A 21,217-nucleotide genomic window follows, 5' to 3' on the forward strand; every position below is an offset into this window, starting at 1 on the left:
CGTGGAGGCTCAGGCAGCCTCGACGATGTCGATGACCTTGCGGCCACGACGCGTGCCGAACTGGACGGCGCCGGCCTCGAGGGCGAACAGCGTGTCGTCCTTGCCACGACCGACGTTGACGCCGGGGTGGAAGTGGGTGCCGCGCTGGCGCACGATGATCTCGCCGGCCTTGACGACCTGGCCGCCGAAGCGCTTGACACCGAGACGCTGAGCGTTGGAGTCACGACCGTTGCGCGAGGAGCTCGCGCCCTTCTTATGTGCCATGACGGCAACCTACCTATCTGGGATCGAGAACTGGGTGTCGGGGACCCGGGTGGCGTCACCGCCGCCCGAGCGACGTCACTTGATGCCGGTGACCTTGAGGCGCGTGAGGGCCTGGCGGTGGCCGATGCGCTTGCGGTAGCCGGTCTTGTTCTTGTACTTGAGGATGTTGATCTTCGGGCCCTTCTCGTCCCGGACGATCTCGGCGGTGACCTTGACCTTGGCCAGGGCCTCTGCGTCCGAGGTCACCGTCTCACCGTCCACAAGAAGGAGGGCGGGCAGCTCAACGGTCTCGCCGGCGTTGCCAGCAAGACGGTCGACGACGACGACGTCGCCAACAGAAACCTTCTCCTGGCGGCCACCGGCCTTGACGATCGCGTACACCACGTTGCTGCTCATCTCTCTTAGGTCTTCTCGGCGTGCTCGTGAACCGGAGAGATCCGGGAGCACACGGGGAACGGCGCGAGTCGATACGCACCGACGTTCAAAGATACGGAATCACGGGCGGCCGGTCAAATGCCGTGCCCCTCCGCGGGCGCACGTCACATAGCGCACCGCTTCCGCGTGCGGGCCCGGCCGAGGACCGCCGTCCGAGGACGAGGCCCGGTCGTCCGGGAACCACGTACATGCTGCCCGACGGCGCGGTGCGTTCGCACGCGCCACGCCGCCGGTCGGCATGGTGTCGATCGTCACACGACGATCGACGGGTGTCTCAGTGCAGGTCCTCGCGGCGGACCTGCGCCAGCTCGGCGAGGACGTCGAGGCGCGGGCGCGCCTCCTCCCCCGCCGATGCGTCGGTCGCAGGGGCCTTCGCCTCGGTGGCCTTCGCCTCGCGGTCCGCGGCGCGGCCGCTCGCCGTGACCCGGCGGGAGCCACGACCGCGGGCGGTGCGGGGCTTCGTCGCGGGCTCAGGGAGGTCGAGGACGATCTCCTCGACGACAGGGGCCTCGACCGGCTCGACGGCTGCGGGGGCCGTCTCCTCGGCCGCAGGGGCCTCGTCCGCGGCGACCTCGGCGACGGGCACCTCGGCCACGGGGGCCTCGGCTGCCGGCGCGTCGGCCGTCGGCTCGTCGGTGTGCGCGTGCGCGGCCGCTGCCGCGATCGCGGCGAGCGTCGCGCTCACCTCGGCACGCGCGGCAGGCAGGACGGGGACGGCGGGCGCCGCGGGCGCCTGCTCCTCCTTCGTCGCGCCGCCACGCTTGCGACGCGACCGCTTCGACTCGCCCTGCTGCTCGGAGGCCTGCTGGCCGCTGTTGCCGCTGTTGCCGCCGTTGCCGCCGTTGCCCTTCTCGACGGGCTCGGCGTGGACGATGAAGCCACGGCCGTGGCAGTGCTCGCACGTCGTCGAGAAGGCCTCGACGAGGCCCTGCCCGACGCGCTTGCGCGTCATCTGGACGAGGCCGAGCGACGTGACCTCGGCGACCTGGTGCTTGGTGCGGTCGCGGCCGAGGCACTCGACGAGGCGACGCAGCACGAGGTCACGGTTGGACTCGAGCACCATGTCGATGAAGTCGATGACGATGATGCCGCCGATGTCACGGAGCCTCAGCTGGCGGACGATCTCCTCCGCGGCCTCGAGGTTGTTGCGCGTCACGGTCTCCTCGAGCGTGCCGCCCGAGCCCGTGAACTTGCCCGTGTTGACGTCGACGACCGTCATGGCCTCGGTGCGGTCGATGACGAGCGAGCCGCCCGACGGCAGCCAGACCTTGCGGTCCATGCCCTTGGCGAGCTGCTCGTCGATGCGGTGGCCCGCGAAGACGTCGCGCTCCTCGGTCCAGCGCGTGACGCGCTCGGCGAGGTCCGGAGCGAGCTCACCGACGTACGTCGAGATCGCGTCCCACGCGTCCGTGCCCTGGACGACGAGCGAGGAGAAGTCGTCGTTGAAGATGTCGCGGACGACGCGGATCGCCATGTCGGGCTCACCCTGGAGCAGGACGGGCGCGTTGCCGCTCTTCGACTTCTTCTCGATCTTCTCCCACTGGTCCTGCAGGCGGGCGATGTCCGCGCGCAGCTCCTCCTCGCTCGCGCCCTCCGCCGCGGTGCGGACGATGACGCCCGCGGTGTCGGGGACGAGCTCACGCAGGAGCTTCTTGAGACGCGCACGCTCGGTGTCGGGGAGCTTGCGGGAGATGCCCGTCATGCCGCCGCCGGGGACGTAGACGAGGTAGCGGCCGGCGAGGGTGATCTGCGACGTGAGGCGCGCACCCTTGTGGCCGATGGGGTCCTTCGTCACCTGGACGAGCACGGGGTCGCCGGACTTGAGCGCCTGCTCGATGCGGCGCGGCTGGCCCTCGAGGCCCGCGGCGTCCCAGTTGACCTCGCCCGCGTACAGCACGGCGTTGCGGCCCTTGCCGACGTCGATGAACGCGGCCTCCATGCTCGGCAGCACGTTCTGGACGCGGCCGAGGTAGACGTTGCCGACCATCGAGGCCTGCTCGGCCTGGGAGACGTAGTGCTCGACGAGGACGCCGTCCTCGAGGACCGCGATCTGCGTGCGACCGTCCTTCTCGCGGACGATCATCGAGCGCTCGACGGCCTCGCGGCGCGCGAGGAACTCGGCCTCGGTGATGATCTGGCGGCGACGGCCCGCGTCGCGGCCCTCGCGACGACGCTGGCGCTTCGCCTCGAGGCGGGTCGAGCCCTTGAGCGCCGTGACCTCGTCGGACGAGGTCGACGAGCCGGACGAGCGGCGCTGGCGCGGCTCGCCGTCGGAGTCGCCCGAGCGGCGACGGCGACGACGGCGACGGCTCGAGGAGCCCTCGGCCTGCTCGTCGGAGTCCTCGGAGGCCGCCTCGTCGGACGCGTCGGCCGGCTCGGCCGCGCCGTCGTCGAAGGGCTCCTCGGTGTCACCGTCCTGCTCGGCGTCGCCGTTCTGGCTCGCCTCGCCGTTCTGGCCGGAGCCCGAACGGCGGCGGCCACGGCCGCCACGGCGGCGTCGGCGGCGCGGAGCGCCACCCTCGTCGTCAGAGCTGTCGTCGGACTCCTCCGACGCGTCCTCGTCCGTGGTGTCGTCGGCGTCGGTCGTCTCGGCGTCGACGTCCTCGACGACCTCGGTCTCCTCGACCTCGTCCTCGGCCGGGGGCTCGACGACGGGCGCGGGGGCGCCGGAGGTCGACTGCGCGCGGCGGCGGCGCGGGGCCTTCGACGCGTCGGGCGCCTGGAAGAGCAGCGCGGTCATCGGCAGGCGGGTCGCGGGAGCCTCCTCGACCTCGGCGGCCTCGACCGGCGCAACGGCAGTCTTGGCGGCACGCGAGCGCGAGGAGCGCGAACGCGCGGGAGCCTTGGCCGAGGTCTCGGCCTTCTCCTCCTGCGCGGGGGCCTCGGCCGGCGCGGCCTCGGTCGGAGCGGAAGCCTCGGCGGCCTGCGCCTTCGCGGCGTCGGGTGCACCGGCGGGGCGGCCGGCGGCGCGACGCGAGCGGCGAGCAGGCGTCGTCGTGGGCACCTCGGCGGCGACCTCGACGACCTCGGGCTCGGCGGCGGGGGCCTCGGCCGGCACGACCTCGGCCGGCGCGGTGCGCGCGGCCTTCGTCGAGCGGGAGCCCTTGGCGGCGGCGCGGGTCTTCGCAGGCTTCTCGGCGGGGGCCTCGGCCTCAGCAGGAACCTCAGCAGCCGGGACGGCGGGCTCGGTGCCCTCGGCGGCAGCAGCGGCACGCGTCGAGCGACGACGCGCGGGCTTCTTCTCGGCCGGAGCCTCGGCGGCAGCCTCGGTGGCCTTCGCGGCAGACTTCTTCGCGGCGGGCTTCTCCGCGACGACCTTCTCCTCGGCGGGGGCGCTCTCGGCGACCGCGGCGTCGAGCGTCTGCGCGACGCCCTCGGCGGGGCCCGAGGCACGGCCCGCGCGGCGGCGCGCCGGCTTGGCCGGCTTCTCGGCGGCCGCGGGGGCAGCGTCCGCTGCGGGGGCGTCGGCGACAGGAGCGTCGGCCGTGGTCTTCTTCGCGGCGGACCGCGTGCGCGTCGAGGTGGCGCGGCGGGGCGCGGGCGCGTCGGCGGCCGAGTCGTCAGCAGCGGGGGCGACCGTGGCCGGAGCGGTCACGTCGGCCTGCGGGGCAGCGGTCTCGGCGGCTCCGGGGGCGGCGACCGTACGGGTCGCGCGGCGACGGGTCCGCGGCGCGGGAGCCGATGAGGATCCGGTGGTCGCGTCGTTGTCGAGAGTCATGGGGTACTCCACACCCCGGGCCCCGTCCGCACCCACGGCCCCGAGGCAGTCAGGTCGTCGCTCGGCAGGAGAACCTGACCGGCGACGGAAGTCGTCGATGACGGCGCAGCGCTCGCCCCGCGGCGCGCCGTCCGTGAGGACGGCTGCGGACCGCGCTCCCGGTCCCGGTGGGCTACGCGCCGCCGGCACGTGCCGGGGCGTCGGTTCCGCAGGACCGGAGCGGCTGTTGCGCGCTCGTCGCGGCGCCCCGGTGCGCGGGACGACGCTCCCCCAAGTATCACACAGAGATAACGATGGCGACGGTCGACCCGCCCGGCAGGGTCCGATCCGGGACCAAGGTCCCGGGACCTTCATCCCCCCACCTCTAGGTTCGATGTGACACGACGCAGCGTCACCTCACGCGCGTCGACAGCCCCCGCACCTCGAACGTGGAGATCCCGGTGGAAGTACTCGACCTCGCACGATGGCAGTTCGGTGTCACCACCGTCTACCACTTCATCTTCGTCCCCCTGACGATCGGTCTCGCACCGATCGTCGCCGGCCTCCAGACGGCCTGGGTGCGCACGGGCGACGAGAAGTGGCTGCGCCTCACGAAGTTCTTCGGCAAGCTCCTGCTCATCAACTTCGCCATCGGCGTCGTCACGGGCATCGTCCAGGAGTTCCAGTTCGGCATGAACTGGTCGGAGTACTCGCGCTTCGTCGGCGACGTCTTCGGCGCTCCGCTCGCGATGGAGGCGCTCGCCGCGTTCTTCGTCGAGTCGACCTTCCTCGGCCTGTGGATCTTCGGCTGGGGACGCCTCCCCAAGAAGATCCACCTCGCCTGCATCTGGGCCGTCGCGATCGCGACGAACCTCTCGGCCTACTTCATCCTCGCGGCCAACTCGTGGATGCAGCATCCGGTCGGCACGATCTTCAACCCGGCGACCGGCCGTGCGGAGCTCGTCGACATCTGGGCAGTCCTCACGAACAACACGGTGCTCGCGGCGTTCCCGCACACCATCACCGCCGCGTTCGTCACGGGTGGCACGTTCGTCGCCGCGATCAGCGCCTGGTGGATGGTCCGCCTCGCCCGCTCGAAGAAGCCCGAGAACGTCGAGCTCGCACGCACGACGTACCGGTCGGGCCTCCGCGTCGGCGCGTGGGTCATGCTCGTCGCCGGCGTCGGCGTCGCCCTGTCCGGCCACACGCAGGCCCAGCTGATGTTCGAGCAGCAGCCCGCGAAGATGGCCGCCGCCGAGGGCCTGTGCCAGACGGAGGACGGCGCCGGGTTCTCGATCCTCACGATCGGCAACCTCGAGGGCGACTGCGACTCGGTCCACCACGTCCTGCAGGTCCCCGGCCTCACGTCGTTCCTCGCGACCAACACGTTCGACGCGACGATCAAGGGCACCGAGCAGCTCCAGGAGGAGATGGCGAAGGTCCACGGCGCGACGAAGGGCGAGCACGCGCAGCTCAACAACCTGCCGGTCCCGACGGACGGCACGGCCGACGACCCGCTCGACTACATCCCCAACCTCGCGATCACGTACTGGTCGTTCCGCCTCATGATCGGCTTCGGCGTCTTCTCGGCCCTGCTCGCCGTGGGCGCGCTGTGGTTCACCCGCAAGGGCGCGATCACCGACAACGTGTGGTTCAAGCGGCTCGCGCTCGTCGCGCTGCCCGCCCCGTTCCTCGCCTCGGCGTTCGGCTGGATCTTCACCGAGATGGGCCGCCAGCCCTGGGTCGTCTACCCCAACCCCAACCCGTCGGGGGTCGACGGCGTGTGGATGATGACGTGGCGCGGCGTCTCGAACGTCACGAGCCCCGGCGTCGTCCTCACCTCGCTCATCACGTTCACGCTCGTCTACGGCGGCCTCGCCGTCGTGTGGGGCAAGCTCATGCACCGGTACACGATCGAGGGCGTGCCCCTCGTCGTGCACGACGAGTCCCCCGAGGCCCGTACGGACGACGACGCGGACGCACCGCTGTCGTTCGCCTACTGAGCCGCCACCAGGACAAGGAGAAAACACATGCTTCCCGAGCTCTGGTTCGTGCTCATCGCGGTCCTCTGGGCCGGCTACCTCGTCCTCGAGGGCTTCGACTTCGGCGTCGGCATGCTCCTGCCGATCCTCGGCAGGAACGACAAGGAGCGCCGCGTCGTCATCAACACGATCGGCCCCGTGTGGGACGGCAACGAGGTGTGGCTGCTCACCGCGGGCGGCGCGACCTTCGCGGCGTTCCCCGAGTGGTACGCGACGCTCTTCAGCGGCTTCTACCTGCCGCTGCTGCTCATCCTCGTCGCGCTCATCATCCGCGGCGTCGCGTTCGAGTACCGCGGCAAGATCGCCGACGCCCGCTGGGCGTCGTGGGCCGATCGCGGCATCATCATCGGCTCGTGGGTGCCCGCGATCCTCTGGGGCGTCGCGTTCGCGAACCTCGTCGCAGGCGTCAAGCTCGACGCCGACCACGAGTTCGTCGGCGGGTTCTTCTCGCTCCTCACGCCGTTCACCCTCCTCGGCGGGCTCGTGACGCTCTCGCTCTTCCTCATGCACGGCGCCGTGTTCCTCGCGCTCAAGACCGATGGCGAGATGCGGGTCCGCGCCGGGCGCCTCGCGCGCACGCTCTCGCTCGTGGCGACCGTGATCGCGGGCGGCTGGGCCGTGTGGGCGCAGCTCGCGTACTCGGTGACGTGGACGTGGGCCGCGGTCGCGGTCGCCGCCGCGTGCCTCGTCGGCGTCGTCGTCGCGACCCGCAAGGACCGCGAGGGCTGGGCCTTCCTGCTCTCGTCCGTCGCCCTCGTCGCGGCCGTCGTGCTGATCTTCGGCTCGATGTTCCCCGACGTCATGCCGGCGATCGACCCCGCGAACTCGCTGACGATCCACAACGCGAGCTCGACCGACTACACGCTCACGGTCATGACGTGGGTCGCCGCGTTCCTCGTCCCCGTCGTCCTGCTCTACCAGGGCTGGACGTACTGGGTCTTCAAGAAGCGCCTCACGGTCGAGCACATCCCGGACCCCATCGGGCTCTCGCTCACGAAGACCAACGACATCACGGTCGGCTGACGCCAGCCCTGTGAAGCCTCTCGACCCGCGGCTCCTCGCGCACGCGCGCGACGCCCGCGGCCACGTCCTCGTGACGGCGGCCGCGGGCGTCGCGACGGCGGGGCTCGTCGTCGCCCAGGCGCTGCTCCTCGCGGCGATCCTCGCCCCTGCCATCACGTCGGCGCGTCCGCTCGCCGAGGCACGCGGGCTGATCATGTGGCTCGCGGGCGTCATCGTCGTGCGCATGCTCGTCGTCGGCCTGCAGGAGCGCTATGCGCACCGGGCCGCGACGCGCGTCGTCGCGGACCTGCGCGGGCAGGTCGTCGACGCGGCGCTCGCGCGCGGGCCGCGCTGGCTCGCTGGGGGCGACGGACCGGCCGTGACGACGCTCGCGACGCGCGGGCTCGACGATCTCGAGCCGTACTTCGTGCGGTACCTGCCACAGCTTCTCCTCGCGGCGACGCTCACGCCCGCGACGCTCGCCGTCGTGTGGTGGCACGAGTGGGTGTCGGGGGCGATCATCCTCGCGACGATCCCCCTCGTGCCGATCTTCATGTGGCTCGTCGGCGTCATGACGCAGGGCGTCTCGGAGCGTCGCCTCGCGACGATGCAGCGCCTCGGCGCGCAGACCCTCGACCTCCTCGCGGGGCTGCCGACGCTGCGCGCCCTCGGGCGCGAGCGCGGCCCGGCGGCACGCGTCCGTGCGCTCGGTGACGCGCACCGCCGAGCGACGATGGGCACGCTGCGCGTCGCGTTCCTCTCGGGCATGGTGCTCGAGCTCCTCACGACGCTGTGCGTCGCGCTCGTCGCCGTGACGATCGGCATGCGCCTCGTCCACGGCAACCTCGACCTCCAGACGGGTCTCGCGGTGCTCGTCCTCGCGCCCGAGGTGTTCCTGCCGCTGCGGCAGGTCGGGCTCCACTTCCACGCGTCGACGGACGGCCTCGCCGCCGCGGCGGCCGCGTTCGACGTCATCGAGCACCCGGACGCGGCGCCGCGGCCGCGCGGCACCGTCGCGCTGCCGTCCGCCGCACTGTCTTCCGCCGCGCTGTCTTCCGGCGCGCTGTCCCCGCGGGTGTCGATCCGCGTCGACGGTCTTGACGTCGTCGCCCCTGGCCGTGGCCGCACGGCGCCGGCCGGGCTCTCGCTGAGCGCCCGGCCGGGCGAGGTGACGGCCCTCGTCGGGCCCAACGGCGCCGGCAAGTCGACCGCGGTCCTCGCGCTGCTCGGGCTCGTCGAGCCCAGCGCCGGCCGGGTGACGCTCACGGTCGACGACGGCACCCCGCGCACGGACGTCGACCTCACCGACGTCGACCTGTCCGACGTCGACCTCACGACCTGGCACGGCCTCGTCACCTGGGTCCCCCAGCGCGCGACGCTCACGCCCGGGTCCGTCCTCGCCGCGGTGCGCGGCGTCCGCACGACCGACGGCGCCCCCACGCCCGCCGAGCTCGACGCCGCGCGCGCCACGGGCCTCGACGCCGTCGTCGCGACGCTGCCCGGCGGCTGGGACTCCCCCGTCGGCCAGGGCGGCGCCGGGCTGAGCCTCGGCCAGCGCCAGCGTGTCCACCTCACGCGCGCGCTCGTCGCCGCGCGGCCCGTCGTCGTCCTCGACGAGCCCACCGCGCACCTCGACGCGCTGAGCGAGGAGCAGGTGCTCGCCGCCGTCGAGACGCTGCGCGCGCAGGGCCGGACCGTGCTCGTCGTCGCGCACCGTGCCTCGCTCGTCGCGGCGGCCGACACCGTCGTCGAGGTCGTCGCGCGCGACGACGCCTCGACCGACGACGGTGCATCCCCCGCCGGCGGTTCTGACGGTGCCCACGCCGACGACGCCTCCGTCCGCGCGTCCGGGAGGGCCGACGCATGACCGCACCCCACGTCGCCCCCACGAGCGCAGCGGCTGCCCGCCCGACGACGCGGCACCGCGACCCCCTCCGCCGGGTCCTGCCGCTGCTCGAGGTCTCCCCCGCGCGCGCACTCGCCGCGGTCGGCCTCGGCTCGCTCGCCCTCGGCTCAGCGCTCGCCCTCGCAGCCGTCTCGGCATGGCTCATCGCCCGCGCCTCGCAGATGCCGCCCGTCCTCACGCTCTCCGTCGCGACCGTCGGCGTCCGCACGTTCGGCATCGGGCGCGGCCTCTTCCGCTACCTCGAGCGAATCGCGTCGCACGAGGTCGCCCTGCGCGGCGTCGCCGCGCTGCGCACCAACCTCTACCGCGTCCTCGCGGGCGGCCGCCTCGACGCGGTCGCGGGGCTGCGGCGCGGCGACCTGCTCGCCCGCACGGGCCAGGATGCCGACACGGTCGGGGACGTCGTCGTGCGGGCGCTCGTGCCCGCGGGCGTCGCCGTCGTCCTCTCGTGCGGCGCCGTCGTCACGGTCGGGGTGTTCCTGCCGTCGGCCGCGCTCGTGCTCGCGCTGTGCCTGCTCGTCGCGGGTGTCGTGAGCCCGTGGCTCACGGCGCGCGCGACCCGTGCGTCCGAGATCGCGACCGTCGACGCGCGTGCGCGCGTCACCGACGCGTCGCTCACGCTGCTCGAGGACTCGGCATTCCTGCGGGTCTCAGGGGCCCTGCCCGCCGAGCGTGCGCGCCTGCGCACGGCCGACGCCGAGATGTCCGCGGCCCGCGACCGCACCGCGGCACCGCTCGCGGTCGCCGCGGCGATCGCCGACGTCGCCGTCGGTGTCGCACTGCTGGGGGCGCTCGTCCTCGGCATCCCGGCGGTCGGCGCGGGCACGCTCGCACCCGTCGAGCTCGCGGTCGTCGCGCTCGTGCCGCTCGCGGCGTTCGAGGCGACGTCGCTCCTGCCCGCCGCCGCCGTCCAGCTCCACCGCTCGCGCGCGGCCGCCGCCCGCATCGCGGCGGTGCTCGACGCGAGCGACCCCGACGGCTCCGTGACGGCGCGCGTGCTCGCGACGCCCGCCACGGCCGACGCACCTGCGGTGCCCGGCTCGCCGACGACCGAGCCGCGCGACGACGCCGACGTCACCGCGTCCGGAACCACCGCGCCCGACGCCCCCACGAGCACGACAGCCGTGCCCGCCGGCCCGCGCCTGGCCGCGTCGGCCGCCTCGTGCGCGTGGCCCGGCCGATCCCCCGTCGTCGAGGGGCTCGACCTCGAGGTCGCCCCTGGCCGCGTCGTCGCTCTCGTCGGGCCGAGCGGCGTCGGCAAGACCACCGCGCTCCTCACGCTCGGCGGGCTCCTCGAGCCGGCCGCCGGAACCGTCGAGAGTCCTGTCGGCGCGAGCATCGTGACGACCGAGGACGCGCACGTCTTCGCGACGAGCGTCCTCGAGAACCTTCGCGTCGCCCGCGGCACGGTCTCCGAGGACGAGGCGACCGCTACGCTCGGCATGCTCGGCCTCGGCCCGTGGCTCGGGGCCCTGCCCGACGGGCTCGGCACCCTCCTCGGCCCGGGCGGCGCAACCGTCTCGGGCGGCGAGCGCCGACGCCTGCTCCTTGCCCGTGCCGTCCTCGCCGACGCGCCGCTGCTCCTCGTCGACGAGCCCGCCGAGCACGTCGAGCCGACCGCGGCGGACGAGCTCGTCACCGACGTCCTGCCGCGCCTCGCCGCCGCGGGTCGCGGCGTCGTCGTCGCCACCCACCGGCTCACGCCGCTCGAGGCGGTCGACGAGGTCGTCGTCCTCGCGCTCCCGGACCCGGTGCCGGGCACGGCGCCGGGCACGGACGGGACGCGTCCTGCTGCCCGCGTCGTCGCCCGCGGCACGCACGCTTTCCTTCTCGACCACCTGCCCGCGTACCGTACGGCGTGGGACCTCGAACGAGCGGAGGCCCGGTGACGACGATCCACTGGGAGGACGGCATGGCAGTCAACAGGCCGCACAACATCGACGACGAGGTCCTCGGGGCCGTCCTCGGGCTCGCATCCGACCTCGACCTGCCGGCGGTCCTGCAGAACTTCGTCGAGACGTGCGCGAGCCTCACGAACTCGCCCTACGCCGCGATCAACTCCTTCTCCCAGTCCGGGGACTCGGTCCTCTTCGTCCAGGTCGGTATCGACGAGCGCACCGCGGAGAGCCTGCCGCACCCGCCCGGGTTCCACGGCGTGCTGCGCACGATCCCGGAGCGCGGCACCCTCATGCTCTTCGACCTCATGAAGGACCCGTCGTTCGAGGGCTTCCCGCCCGGGCACCCGCCGATGCACCAGTTCCTCGGCACGGCGATCCGCGTGCGCGACAAGATCTTCGGTCACCTCTACCTCGCCGAGAAGGCTGGCGGTTTCACGCGCCGCGACGGATACATCGTCGAGGCCCTCGCGGCCGCGGCGGGCGTCGCGATCCAGAACGCGCAGCTCTACGAGCTCGCCGCCCGACGCGAGCGCTGGCTGCGCGCGGGCCAGGAGCTCACGACGCTCCTGCTCTCGGGCGAGAAGGACGAGGAGGAGATCCTCCAGGAGATCGTCTCGACGTCCCGCTACATCGCCGACGCCGACACGGCCGCACTCATCCTCCCGGGCGTCGGTGGGCGCCTCTTCATCGAGTTCGCCGAGGGCTGGTCGGACGCCGACATCCTCGGCGTCGAGGTCCCGCCCGACGGCATCGCGGGCACGGCGCTCTCGTCCGGCTGGGGGGTGCTGCTCGACCTCTCGACGGCCCCCGGCATCCGCGTCCCCGAGATGCGTCGATTCGGCCCCGCCCTCTACGCGCCCATGGGTACGCCCGAGGATCCCGTCGGCGTGCTCGTCCTGCTGCGCAAGCCGGGACGCGAGGCGTTCGACGAGACGGATCTCGCGACCGCCGAGACGTTCGCCGGGCAGGCCGCGATCGCGATGATCCTCGCCTCTGCCCGTCAGTCGCAGGCCGAGGCCGAGCTCGCGGGCGAGCGCGACCGCATCGCGCGCGACCTGCACGACCTCGCGATCCAGCAGCTCTTCGCGACGGGCATGCAGCTCGAGACCGTCAGGCGCCGAGCGGCGCGCGGCGTCGACGCGACCGAGCTCGTGAGCATCGTCGAGGAGGCCCTCGACAACGTCGACTCGACCGTCAAGCAGATCCGGGCGATCGTCCACGCCCTGCGCGACCCGGATGCCGCGACGGGGCTCGTCGAGCGGCTGCGGCGCGAGGCGAGCCTCGCTCGCACCGGCCTGTCGTTCGCGCCGTCGCTCGTCATCACGATCGACGGGCACGTGCTCGGCTCGGAGTCGCGTGCGGAGCCGTCGCTCGCGGACGACGAGTCGGTCGTCGACGACTTCGTCCTGGACGGGCTCGCTGACGACGTCGTCGCCGTGGTCCGCGAGGGGCTCGCGAACGCGGCCCGGCACGCCCACGCGTCGTCGGTGCAGGTCACGGTCGCGATCACGTCTCTCGCGACGGACATGATGCCGGGCATCGCAGGCGGCGGCGAGGTGCTCGTCGAGGTCCGCGACGACGGCGTGGGCCTCGACCAGGTCTCTGGCCGGCGCTCGGGCACGGGAAACCTGGCCTCACGTGCGCGTCAGCATGGTGGCGACTTCACGCTCGAGCCGAACCCTGAGGGAGCGGGCACGCTCGTCCGCTGGTGGGCCCCGCTCGCCTGACGGTCTCCCCCGACGCAAGAACCCGCGGTGCGGGTCACCGAGAGTGACCTGGACCGCGGGTTCCTGCGTACGTGGACGCGCCGGGCTCAGCCCGCGAGGCGGAGGAGGAAGAGCGCCTCGCCGAGGGCGAGCGCCTCGATCTCAGCGGGGTCGACCGACTCGTTGGGTGCGTGGATGAGGCTCGCCGGCTCCTCGCAGCCCATGAGGACGATCTCGGCGCCCGGGTTGACCTGCTGGAGCACATTGCACAGCGGGATCGAGCCGCCCTGGCCGCTCGTCACGGTTCGCTCGACGCCGTAGGCCTCAGCAAGGGCGTCGGACAGAGCTGCGAACCCGGGGCCGTCCGTCCGCGCGAGGAACGGCGAGCCGGGGACGTCGCGCACGATCGTCGCGTGCGCGCCCCACGGCACGTGCCGCTCGAGGTGAGCGACGAGGAGGTCCTGCACCGCGGCCGGATCCATGCCCGGGGGCACCCGGAGGTTGAGGCGCGCGCGGGCCGAGGCCTGCACGGCGTTGACGGCGTTCGCGACGCTCGGGACGTCGATGCCCGTGATGGTGAGCGCGGGACGCGCCCAGAGGGCGTCGGCGACGGTGCCCGAGCCGGTCACCCGGACGCCGAAGAGGATCGCCGCGTCGGAGCGGAACGTCGCGACGTCGTAGGGTGCGCCGTCCCACGTGCCCGAGGTGTCGAGGCCGTCGACCGTCACGACGCCGTCGGCGTCGCGCAGGGTTGCGAGGAGCGCGACGAGGGCCGCGACAGGGTCCGGGGCCGCGCCGCCGTACGCGCCGGAGTGCAGCGGGCCGGCCAGCGTGCGCAGCTCGACCTCGACGTCCGCGGTGCCACGCAGGGACACCGTGAGCGTCGGCTGGCCCGCGGCGACGTTGCCCGCGTCCGCGACGAGCACGACGTCGGCCGGGTAGGCGTCCGGGTGCGCGAGCAGGTGGTGCTCGAGCCCGCCGGTCCCCTGCTCCTCGGAGCCCTCGACGACGACGCGGATCCCCACGGGGATCGGCCGGCCGGTCGTCTCCGACCAGGTGCGCAGGCCGCGCAGCGCGGTGAGGTGGGCGACGATGTTGCCCTTGCAGTCGGCCGAGCCGCGGCCGTAGAGGCGGCCGTCACGCTCGGTGAGCTCGAACGGCGGGGTCGTCCACGCGGCCTCGTCGAGCGGCGGCTGGACGTCGTAGTGCGCGTAGAGCAGGACCGTCGGGGCGCCGTCGGGACCGGGCAGGTGGCCGATGACCGCGTCGGTGCCGTCGGGCGTCGGGACTAGCTCGCACGGCACGCCCGCCTCCGTGAAGAGGTCGCGCGTGAGCTCGGCGGCACGGACGAGAGTCTCGTGCGGGACGAGCGCCTCGTCGGCGACCGACGGGATGGCGACGAGCTGCGCGAGCTCGTCGAGGGCGCGGGGCATGAGCCCCTTGATCGTGGGGCGCAGCATGCCGACCTCGCTCATCAGTTCTTGTCCGTCGCCGCCCACTCGCGGTTCTTGCGGCTCGCGGCCCACGCGGCGACCTGCGTGCGGCGCTGCAGACCCATCTTCGCGAGGAGCGACGTGATGTGGTTCTTCACCGTCTTCTCGGCGACCGAGAGGCGTTCGGCGATCTCGCGGTTGGAGAGGCCCTCGCCGATGAGGTCGACGACGCGCAGCTCGGACGGCGTGAGGTCGGCGGTCGGGTCCTCGTGCTCGGCACGACGACGCGTCACGGTGCGCTCGTCGAGCAGCACGCGCCCCGCGGCGACGGCGTGGATGACGTCAGAGATCTCTGCGCCGCGCACGCTCTTGAGGAGATAGGCGGCAGCCCCGGCATCGAGTGCCTCGGCGAGCGCACGGTCGTCGTCGAACGACGTGAGGATGATGGCGCGCGCCTCGGAGCCGCTTGCGCGCAGCTTCGTGATGAGGTCGATGCCGGTGCCGTCGGGCAGCTGCAGGTCGACGAGGATCACCTGGGGGCGCACGAGCGCCGCACGGCGCTCGCCCTCGGCGACCGAGCCAGCCTCGGCGACGACGCTCAGCCCCTCCGACCTGTCGACGACCTCGGCGATGCCGCGGCGGACGACCTCGTGGTCGTCGACGATCATGACGGTGATGGGCTCACCGGACGTGTCTGTGGCGTTCGTCGCTCGCATAGGACCATCGTACCCAGCGCGTCGCACTGTTCACGACGTACCCCGCGCGCGTCGCGCGCGCGTTCGACCTGCGCGGCCGGTGACACACCACTACTGTCATCCACATGCCACGGAACGGACCTTCTGCACTCCTGCTCGCGTGGGCGTTGCACGACGTCGAGGAGGCCATGGCGTTCCCCGTGGCGTGCGAGCGCGCCGCGGACGCCACGGGTGTCGAGCACCTGCGGACGGACCACCGGCAGTCGTGGATCGCCGTCGGGCTCATGGGCGTGCTCGTCGCGGCCGCGTGCCGGGCGGGCGCTGCGCACGGAGGTGGCTCGCGCGTCTACCGCGCGGTCGTCGCGGGCCTCGGGGCGCACGTCGTCACCCATGTCGGAGCGTCCGCGGCACAGCGCGCGTACACGCCGGGCATCGTCACCGCGCTTCCGATCATGCTCCCGGGCGCGGCTGTCGCGCGCCGCGAGCTCGCGCGCGAGGGCACGCCGCTGTGCCCGGCCGACTACGTGCGCGGCGCGGCGCTCCTCGTTCCCGCGGCTCTCGCGTGCCACATCCTCGCGCGGCTCGTCCCGGCATCGCGACGACGCCCGGCGGCCGCCGATGTCCGACGCTGGCGCTAGCGTTCCCGGAATGGCTGACTCCCGACGCCCCGATCTCTCCCCCGCGCTCAGCGGGGCCGAGCTCGCGCGCTGGTACTGGCTCGCGGAAGAGCTCGCGGGGCTCGCGCGCACGCTCGGCGTGCGCACGGGCGGCGGCAAGCAGGTGCTCACGCGGCGCCTCGCGGCGGCGCTCGACGGCGTGCCGTTCGACGAGCCCGCTCCTGCGCGCGCGCCGGGCGGACGCCAGCTGGCCGGCACGCTCACCGCGGCGACGGTCATCCCGGCCGGGCAACGCTGCAGCCAGCTGGTCCGCGCGTGGTTCGCGGAGCATCTCGGCGCCCCGTTCAGCTTCGACGCGTCGATGCGCGACTTCTTCGCGCGCGCCGACGGCACGACGACCCTCGGCGACGCCCTCGCGCACTTCCACGCGACGCGAGGCCTCGGCCCGCAGGAGATCGGCGAGCAGTTCGAGCTCAACCGGTTCACGCGCGCCTGGCACGCGCAGCACCCTGACGGCTCACGCGCAGACCTGCTCCGCGCGTGGGAGGCCTACCGCGCGACGCCCGTCGACGAGCGCGAGCGGGCCTGAGGGCACGCCCGGCACTGCGGCAGTTCCGTCACGAGCACGAGCGACCCTTGCAGGCGGGCGTCGCCCGCCGCTCACGCCCCCGTGACGAGTCCCGTCATGAGCGAGACCGCCATGGCGACGACGAGCGCGTTGAACGCGAACGCGACGATCGTCTGCACCCGTACCGCCGTGAGGCCGGCGCGCGTGCGGGGCGTGCCGCCCGAGAGCGCGCCGACGGCCGAGACCATGACGGCCATCGAGAGGAACTCGCTGAACCCCGGCGGCTCGTCGAGCCCGAAGTCGATCGTCTCGCCCGCGGCGTGCAGCCGCAGGTAGCGCAGCGCGAACGCATAGACGACCGATGCCCACGTCATCGCGACGGTGACGAGCACGAGCACGGGAAGCAGCAGGCCGCCGTCGCGTGCGCCGACGATGGCCGCAGCGATCGAGATGACGAGCGCCGTGGCCGCGGCCGACACGCCCCACTCCTCCGCGGAGCGAAGCCCGAGCATCCGGGAGAGGGCGCTCGCGCCGCGCCGGTGCTGCACCGCTGCGATCCGCTCGACGCGCTGCGCGTCGGCGCGGTCGTGCAGCAGGTGCGTCCAGACGATGTACACGCCGAAGAACACCGTGAACGCCCCGCACATCCACGCGAGAGCGGGCCCGAGCCCACCGGCGTCGTGCACCACGACGACGGCCGCAGCGACAGCGAGCGGCGCCGCGACCAGCATCGACACTGCCCCGCGGAACCCGTCGTCGAAGCGCAGCGGTATGTCACGAGAGCGGCGGATGCGGGGCATGGCGGGGAGTCTATGACGTCGCGCGCGACGTCACCGCCGCCGCTGGCACTGCGGGCAGAAGAACGACGAGCGGTTCGTGAACGCCTCGCGTCGCAGCGGCGTGCCGCAGCGCGCGCACGGCTCGCCCTCGCGCCCGTAGGCGTTGAGACCGCGCGCGAAGTAGCCGGACTCGCCGTTGACGTTGACGTAGAGCGCGTCGAAGCTCGTACCCCCGACGGCAAGAGCTTCCGTCATGACGTCGTGCGCGGCCCGGAAGAGGTCGGTGAGACGCTCGACGCTCACGGCCTGCGCAGGGCTCGCGTGGTGCACGCGTGCCCGCCACAGGGCCTCGTCCGCGTAGATGTTGCCGACGCCCGAGACGAACGTCTGGTCGAGCAGCAGCCGCTTGACGGCGGTCCGGCGCGACTTGGCGGCGCGCGCGAGGACGCGCGCGTCGACCGCGGGGTCGAGGAGGTCGCGTGCGACGTGCCCGACGGGGGCGGGGACGAACGGCGCGTCGGAGCCGAGCCCGCCCGGCAGGCCGTCGGGCGTCGCGACGAGATCGGTCACCGTGAGGTAGCCGAACATCCGCTGGTCGACGAGGTCGAGCACGCGGTCGCCGTCGTCGAGGTGCAGGCGGGCGCGCAGGTGGCGGCGCTCAGGCCCGGGCGCGTCGGCCACGAGCAGCTGGCCCGACATGCCGAGGTGCGCGAGCAGCGCCTCCCCCGTCGGGCCTGAGGCGTCGGACAGCGGCAGCCACAGGAACTTGCCGCGCCGCACCGCGGCGGCGAGATGCAGACCCGCGAGGCGACCGACGAGGTCGGGGCCGCCACCCTCGTGGCGACGCACGCTCTGGTGGGCGAAGACCTCCGTGCGCGCGACGGTGAGCCCGACGACGTGACGGTCGAGACCGTCACGGACGGTCTCGACCTCGGGGAGCTCAGGCACTCGCTGCGGGCTCCGACGGCTCGGCCGCGGCCACACGCTGCTGGTCGATCCAGACGTAGGCCTCCTCGGCCGCGATCTGCTCCGCGTGCTTCTTCGCGGTCCCCCGGCCTGTGCCGCGCACGACGCCGGCGAGCAGGACGCGCGACGTGAAGACACGCGCATGGTCCGGCCCCTCGGAGTCCGACTCGTAGCGCGGCGCACCCAGCCCGGCCTCCGCCGACGCCTCCTGGAGGCTCGTCTTCCAGTCGAGACCGGCACCGAGGCCCGCGGCCGCGTCGAGCAGCGGGTCGACGAGCGTGTGCACGAAGCGGCGCGTGCGCTCGAGCCCGTGGGTGAGGTAGACGGCGCCGATGATCGCCTCGACCGTGTCGGAGAGGATCGAGTCCTTCTCACGACCGCCCGTGCGCCGTTCCCCCTTGCCGAGCAGGATGTACCGGCCGAGGTCGAGCGTCCGAGCGACCTCCGCGAGCGCACGCTGAGAGACGGTCGCCGACCGCATCTTCGCAAGCTCGCCCTCGGGCTGCGTGCTGTGCCGACGGAAGAGCGACTCCGTGACGATGATGCCGAGCACCGAGTCGCCGAGGAACTCGAGGCGCTCGTTCGTCGGGATGCCGCCGGCCTCGTGCGCAAAGCTGCGGTGCGTGAGCGCCAGGACGAGAAGCTCCGGGTCGACGTCGACGCCGAGCTGCTCGAGCAGGTCCGCGGGCGAGAGCGTGCTCTCGGCCGCGCTCATCGCGCGCTCCCGTCGGCAGCGTCGTCGGCATCACCGCCGAGGGCCGCGAGCGCCTTCCAGCGGGGGTCGAGGATCTCGTGGGAGTGATCGGCATTCTCAGGCTCGTTGAGGTCGGCCCCGCACTCGGAGCACAGACCCTTGCAGCCGGGACGGCACAGGGGCGAGAACGGAAGCGCCATGACGACGGCGTCGCGCAGCGGCGGCTCGAGGTCGATGAGCTCGTTGTCGACGAGGTAGACCTCGTCGGGGTTCTCGTCCTCCGCCTGCTCCTCCGCGGCCGCGGCAGCACGCTCGGGGTAGACGAAGAGCTCGGCGACGTCGACGTCCACGTCGATCTCGAGCTCGGTGAGGCAGCGCGCGCACTCGCCGACGGCGTCCGCCGTGACGAGGCCGGAGACGTAGACGCCCTCCATGACGGCCTCGAGACGCAGGTCGAGGTGGACCGACGAGCCCTGCGGGACCGTGACGATGTCGGTGCCGAAACCGGCCGGGGCCTCGAGCGTCGCCTCGAACGTGCGCATCGAGCCCGGCGAGCGCCCCAGGTCGTGCACGTCGAGGACGAAGGGGTCGCGAGGGTCGGGCGTGCGGTGGTCCACGGTCGGTGCCTGCTGTTCTCCGGGCCGCATGCTGGGTCAGCGCGGCTATGCCTAGATGCTAGTCGCTCGAGGGCGACGCGCCGTCATCAAGCCGCTCGGCCAGCTTCGCGCGACCGGCCTGGACCTGGAGGACGAGCTTGCCGAGGTCGATCTCGAACTCCGCGAGCCGCCGGTCGCAGTAGTCGTCGGCCTCCCGCCGCAGCGTGTCCGCCTGCGCGTGCGCCTCCTCGACGATGCGTGCGGCCTCGGCGCGCGACTGGACGACGACCTGCTCCTCCGCGACGAGCTGTGCGGCACGCGTGCGGGCGGCCGCGATGACGCGCTCAGCCTGCTCCTCGGCGTCCGCGAGCACGCGATCGGCGTCCGAGAGAACCTCGTCGGCGCGGTCGAGCTGCCCGGGCATCGCGGCACGCAGCTCGTCGACGAGACCGAGCGCCTCGGCACGGTTGACGAGCACGGACGCGGACATCGGCATGGCACGCGCGTGCGTGATGAGCGTGTCGAGCTCGTCGACGAGCGCGGGGAGGCTGAGCGCCTCGTCCTCGGTGGGGTGCTGCTCGGTCATCGGGGCTCCTCGGTGGGTCGGTCGGTGCTGGTGGGGAGCGGCGCGGCCGCGGCTGCTGCGTCGGCCCGGCGCTCGAGCGCGGCGCGGACGAGGTCGCCGACGCCCGGCGGGACGAGGTCGTCGATCGGCCCGCCGAAACGGGCGACGTCCTTGACGAGGGACGACGCGACGTGCGCGAGCGATCCGTCGCCGACGACGAAGACTGTCTCGACGCCCGCGAGGTGACGGTTCATGAGGGCCATCGGCACCTCGGCGTCGTAGTCGGCGCCTCCGCGCAGGCCCTTGACGACGACGGTTGCGCCCTGCTCCCGGCAGAAGTCGACGAGCAGGCCGGGCACGGGTTCGACGCGCACGCCGTCGAGGTCCGCGACGGCAGCGCGGGCGACGGCAAGACGCTCGTCGAGCGTGAGGAGCGCCGACTTCGAGGAGTTGCGGGCGACGCCGACGACGACCTCGGGCACGAGGCGGCGGGCGCGCCGGACGACGTCGAGGTGTCCGAGGGTGAAGGGATCGAACGAGCCCGGGCAGACGGCGATGGTCACGTCCTCCACGCTAGACCATGGGCCTGCGCGCGGGCGCTCCGGGCTCAGGCGGGTGCGTCCTCGCTGTCGGGGCCGCCGTACCAGACGCTCGTCTCGCCGTAGTCCTTGTGCGCGACCTCGCTCCAGCCCGCGGGCCACGTGGGCGGCGACGTACGCTTCGACCGCTCCACGACGACGACGGCGCCGGGCGCGAGCGCCCCGTCGACGGCGAGCGCCTCGAGGAGCGCGTCGACGGTCGCCTCGGGCAGGTCGTACGGCGGGTCGAGAAGGACGAGGTCCCACGGCCGCGCGGGCGGGTGCGCGACGACGCGCTCGGCGCGGTCGGCGACCACCGTGACGATGTCCGTGAGGCCGGTCGCCGCAGCGTTCGCGCGGCAGACGTCGGCTGCCTGGCGCGATGCGTCGACGAGGACCACCGCCGCAGCGCCACGGCTCGCGGCCTCGAGCCCGAGCGCGCCCGAGCCCGCGAAGAGGTCGAGGACGCGCGCCCCGTCGACGACGTCGTAGTGCTCGAGGCGCGAGAACATGGCCTCGCGCACCCGGTCGCTCGTCGGGCGCGTGCCCTTGGGCGGCACCTTGAGGCTGCGTCCGCCGGCACGTCCGGCCACGATCCGAGTCACGGGACAAGCCTAGGGCCGCTGCGGGCTCCTCGGCGTCGCTGGGGTCGGAGTCGCGCCTCGTCGAGGTTGCCCGCCGAGCTGCCGGCCGCGGTCGCTGGCCGGGCAGCCAGCCGAGCCGTCAGCCGGGCAGCCAGCCGAGCCGTCAGCCGGGCAATCAGCCCTACCGCCAAC

The 21,217-nt window shown here is 73.4% G+C and carries 19 protein-coding genes; 7 read left to right on the forward strand and 12 right to left on the reverse strand.

Annotation, left to right across the window (positions count from 1 at the left end; genetic code table 11):
- Positions 1-9: 9 nt before the first annotated feature.
- From rpmA to G7063_RS09795, 3 genes are all read right to left on the reverse strand, one after another.
- Entirely contained in the window at positions 10-264 is a 255-nt protein-coding gene (gene rpmA / locus G7063_RS09785; RefSeq protein ID WP_102507885.1) for a 50S ribosomal protein L27, read from the reverse strand.
- A gap of 75 nt (positions 265-339) precedes the next feature.
- Positions 340-648, reverse strand: coding sequence for a 50S ribosomal protein L21 (gene rplU / locus G7063_RS09790; protein WP_192281174.1), 309 nt, complete (start codon positions 646-648; stop codon positions 340-342).
- Positions 649-973: 325 nt separating this feature from the next.
- On the reverse strand, positions 974-4,417 hold the full coding sequence (locus tag G7063_RS09795; RefSeq protein WP_166414233.1) for an Rne/Rng family ribonuclease: 3,444 nt from the start codon (positions 4,415-4,417) through the stop codon (positions 974-976).
- 440 nt (positions 4,418-4,857) lie between these two features.
- On the opposite strand from G7063_RS09795, the gene G7063_RS09800 reads away from it, so the two are divergent.
- Genes G7063_RS09800 through G7063_RS09820 form a run of 5 tightly spaced genes read left to right on the forward strand, consistent with a single transcriptional unit; the run spans position 4,858 to position 12,971 of the window.
- Positions 4,858-6,399: a cytochrome ubiquinol oxidase subunit I gene (locus G7063_RS09800; RefSeq protein WP_166414234.1), complete on the forward strand. Its 1,542-nt coding sequence runs from the start codon at positions 4,858-4,860 to the stop codon at positions 6,397-6,399.
- A 27-nt stretch (positions 6,400-6,426) separates the two neighbouring features.
- A complete protein-coding gene (cydB, locus tag G7063_RS09805) occupies positions 6,427-7,461 on the forward strand; it encodes a cytochrome d ubiquinol oxidase subunit II (protein WP_166414235.1) in 1,035 nt (344 codons plus the stop codon).
- 10 nt (positions 7,462-7,471) lie between these two features.
- Complete coding sequence (cydD, locus tag G7063_RS09810; RefSeq protein ID WP_166414236.1) at positions 7,472-9,307, forward strand: thiol reductant ABC exporter subunit CydD; 1,836 nt, start codon at positions 7,472-7,474, stop codon at positions 9,305-9,307.
- Positions 9,304-11,235, forward strand: coding sequence for a thiol reductant ABC exporter subunit CydC (gene cydC / locus G7063_RS09815; protein WP_166414237.1), 1,932 nt, complete (start codon positions 9,304-9,306; stop codon positions 11,233-11,235). The genes cydD and cydC overlap by 4 nt, the downstream gene beginning before the upstream one ends.
- Positions 11,232-12,971 carry a GAF domain-containing protein gene (locus tag G7063_RS09820; protein WP_240916022.1) on the forward strand — a complete coding sequence of 580 codons (1,740 nt, stop codon included), beginning with the start codon at positions 11,232-11,234 and terminating at the stop codon, positions 12,969-12,971. The genes cydC and G7063_RS09820 overlap by 4 nt, the downstream gene beginning before the upstream one ends.
- An 86-nt stretch (positions 12,972-13,057) precedes the next feature.
- Here the strand turns inward: G7063_RS09820 and G7063_RS09825 are convergent, their stop codons facing one another.
- A complete protein-coding gene (locus G7063_RS09825; RefSeq protein WP_166414238.1) occupies positions 13,058-14,425 on the reverse strand; it encodes a dipeptidase in 1,368 nt (455 codons plus the stop codon).
- Entirely contained in the window at positions 14,425-15,051 is a 627-nt protein-coding gene (locus G7063_RS09830; protein WP_206188263.1) for a response regulator transcription factor, read from the reverse strand. The genes G7063_RS09825 and G7063_RS09830 overlap by 1 nt, the downstream gene beginning before the upstream one ends.
- Positions 15,052-15,203: 152 nt before the next feature.
- On the opposite strand from G7063_RS09830, the gene G7063_RS09835 reads away from it, so the two are divergent.
- Positions 15,204-15,716, forward strand: coding sequence for an HXXEE domain-containing protein (locus G7063_RS09835; protein WP_166414240.1), 513 nt, complete (start codon positions 15,204-15,206; stop codon positions 15,714-15,716).
- 10 nt (positions 15,717-15,726) lie between these two features.
- The gene (locus G7063_RS09840) at positions 15,727-16,284 is read left to right on the forward strand and encodes a DUF6434 domain-containing protein (protein ID WP_166414241.1); all 558 of its coding nucleotides are present in this window, start codon (positions 15,727-15,729) and stop codon (positions 16,282-16,284) included.
- 71 nt (positions 16,285-16,355) lie between these two features.
- Here the strand turns inward: G7063_RS09840 and G7063_RS09845 are convergent, their stop codons facing one another.
- The 7 genes from G7063_RS09845 to rsmD are packed head-to-tail and all read right to left on the reverse strand — an operon-like array spanning position 16,356 to position 21,046.
- Positions 16,356-17,063 carry a DUF1345 domain-containing protein gene (locus G7063_RS09845; protein WP_166414242.1) on the reverse strand — a complete coding sequence of 236 codons (708 nt, stop codon included), beginning with the start codon at positions 17,061-17,063 and terminating at the stop codon, positions 16,356-16,358.
- Between the two features lie 30 nt (positions 17,064-17,093).
- On the reverse strand, positions 17,094-17,990 hold the full coding sequence (gene mutM / locus G7063_RS09850) for a bifunctional DNA-formamidopyrimidine glycosylase/DNA-(apurinic or apyrimidinic site) lyase (protein WP_166414243.1): 897 nt from the start codon (positions 17,988-17,990) through the stop codon (positions 17,094-17,096).
- Positions 17,983-18,723, reverse strand: a complete 741-nt coding sequence (gene rnc / locus G7063_RS09855) for a ribonuclease III (RefSeq protein WP_166414244.1) — start codon at positions 18,721-18,723, stop codon at positions 17,983-17,985. The genes mutM and rnc overlap by 8 nt, the downstream gene beginning before the upstream one ends.
- Positions 18,720-19,319, reverse strand: a complete 600-nt coding sequence (locus tag G7063_RS09860) for a DUF177 domain-containing protein (RefSeq protein WP_240916023.1) — start codon at positions 19,317-19,319, stop codon at positions 18,720-18,722. The genes rnc and G7063_RS09860 overlap by 4 nt, the downstream gene beginning before the upstream one ends.
- Before the next feature lie 58 nt (positions 19,320-19,377).
- Positions 19,378-19,884: an ATP synthase F0 subunit B gene (locus tag G7063_RS09865; RefSeq protein ID WP_166414246.1), complete on the reverse strand. Its 507-nt coding sequence runs from the start codon at positions 19,882-19,884 to the stop codon at positions 19,378-19,380.
- On the reverse strand, positions 19,881-20,426 hold the full coding sequence (coaD, locus tag G7063_RS09870; RefSeq protein ID WP_166414247.1) for a pantetheine-phosphate adenylyltransferase: 546 nt from the start codon (positions 20,424-20,426) through the stop codon (positions 19,881-19,883). The genes G7063_RS09865 and coaD overlap by 4 nt, the downstream gene beginning before the upstream one ends.
- Positions 20,427-20,470: 44 nt before the next feature.
- Positions 20,471-21,046 (reverse strand): 16S rRNA (guanine(966)-N(2))-methyltransferase RsmD, encoded by a 576-nt coding sequence (gene rsmD, locus G7063_RS09875; protein WP_166414248.1) that lies wholly within the window; start codon positions 21,044-21,046, stop codon positions 20,471-20,473.
- Positions 21,047-21,217 lie beyond the last annotated feature (171 nt).

It is taken from the genome of Sanguibacter sp. HDW7 (genome assembly GCF_011300875.1).
GTDB lineage: Bacteria > Actinomycetota > Actinomycetes > Actinomycetales > Cellulomonadaceae > Flavimobilis.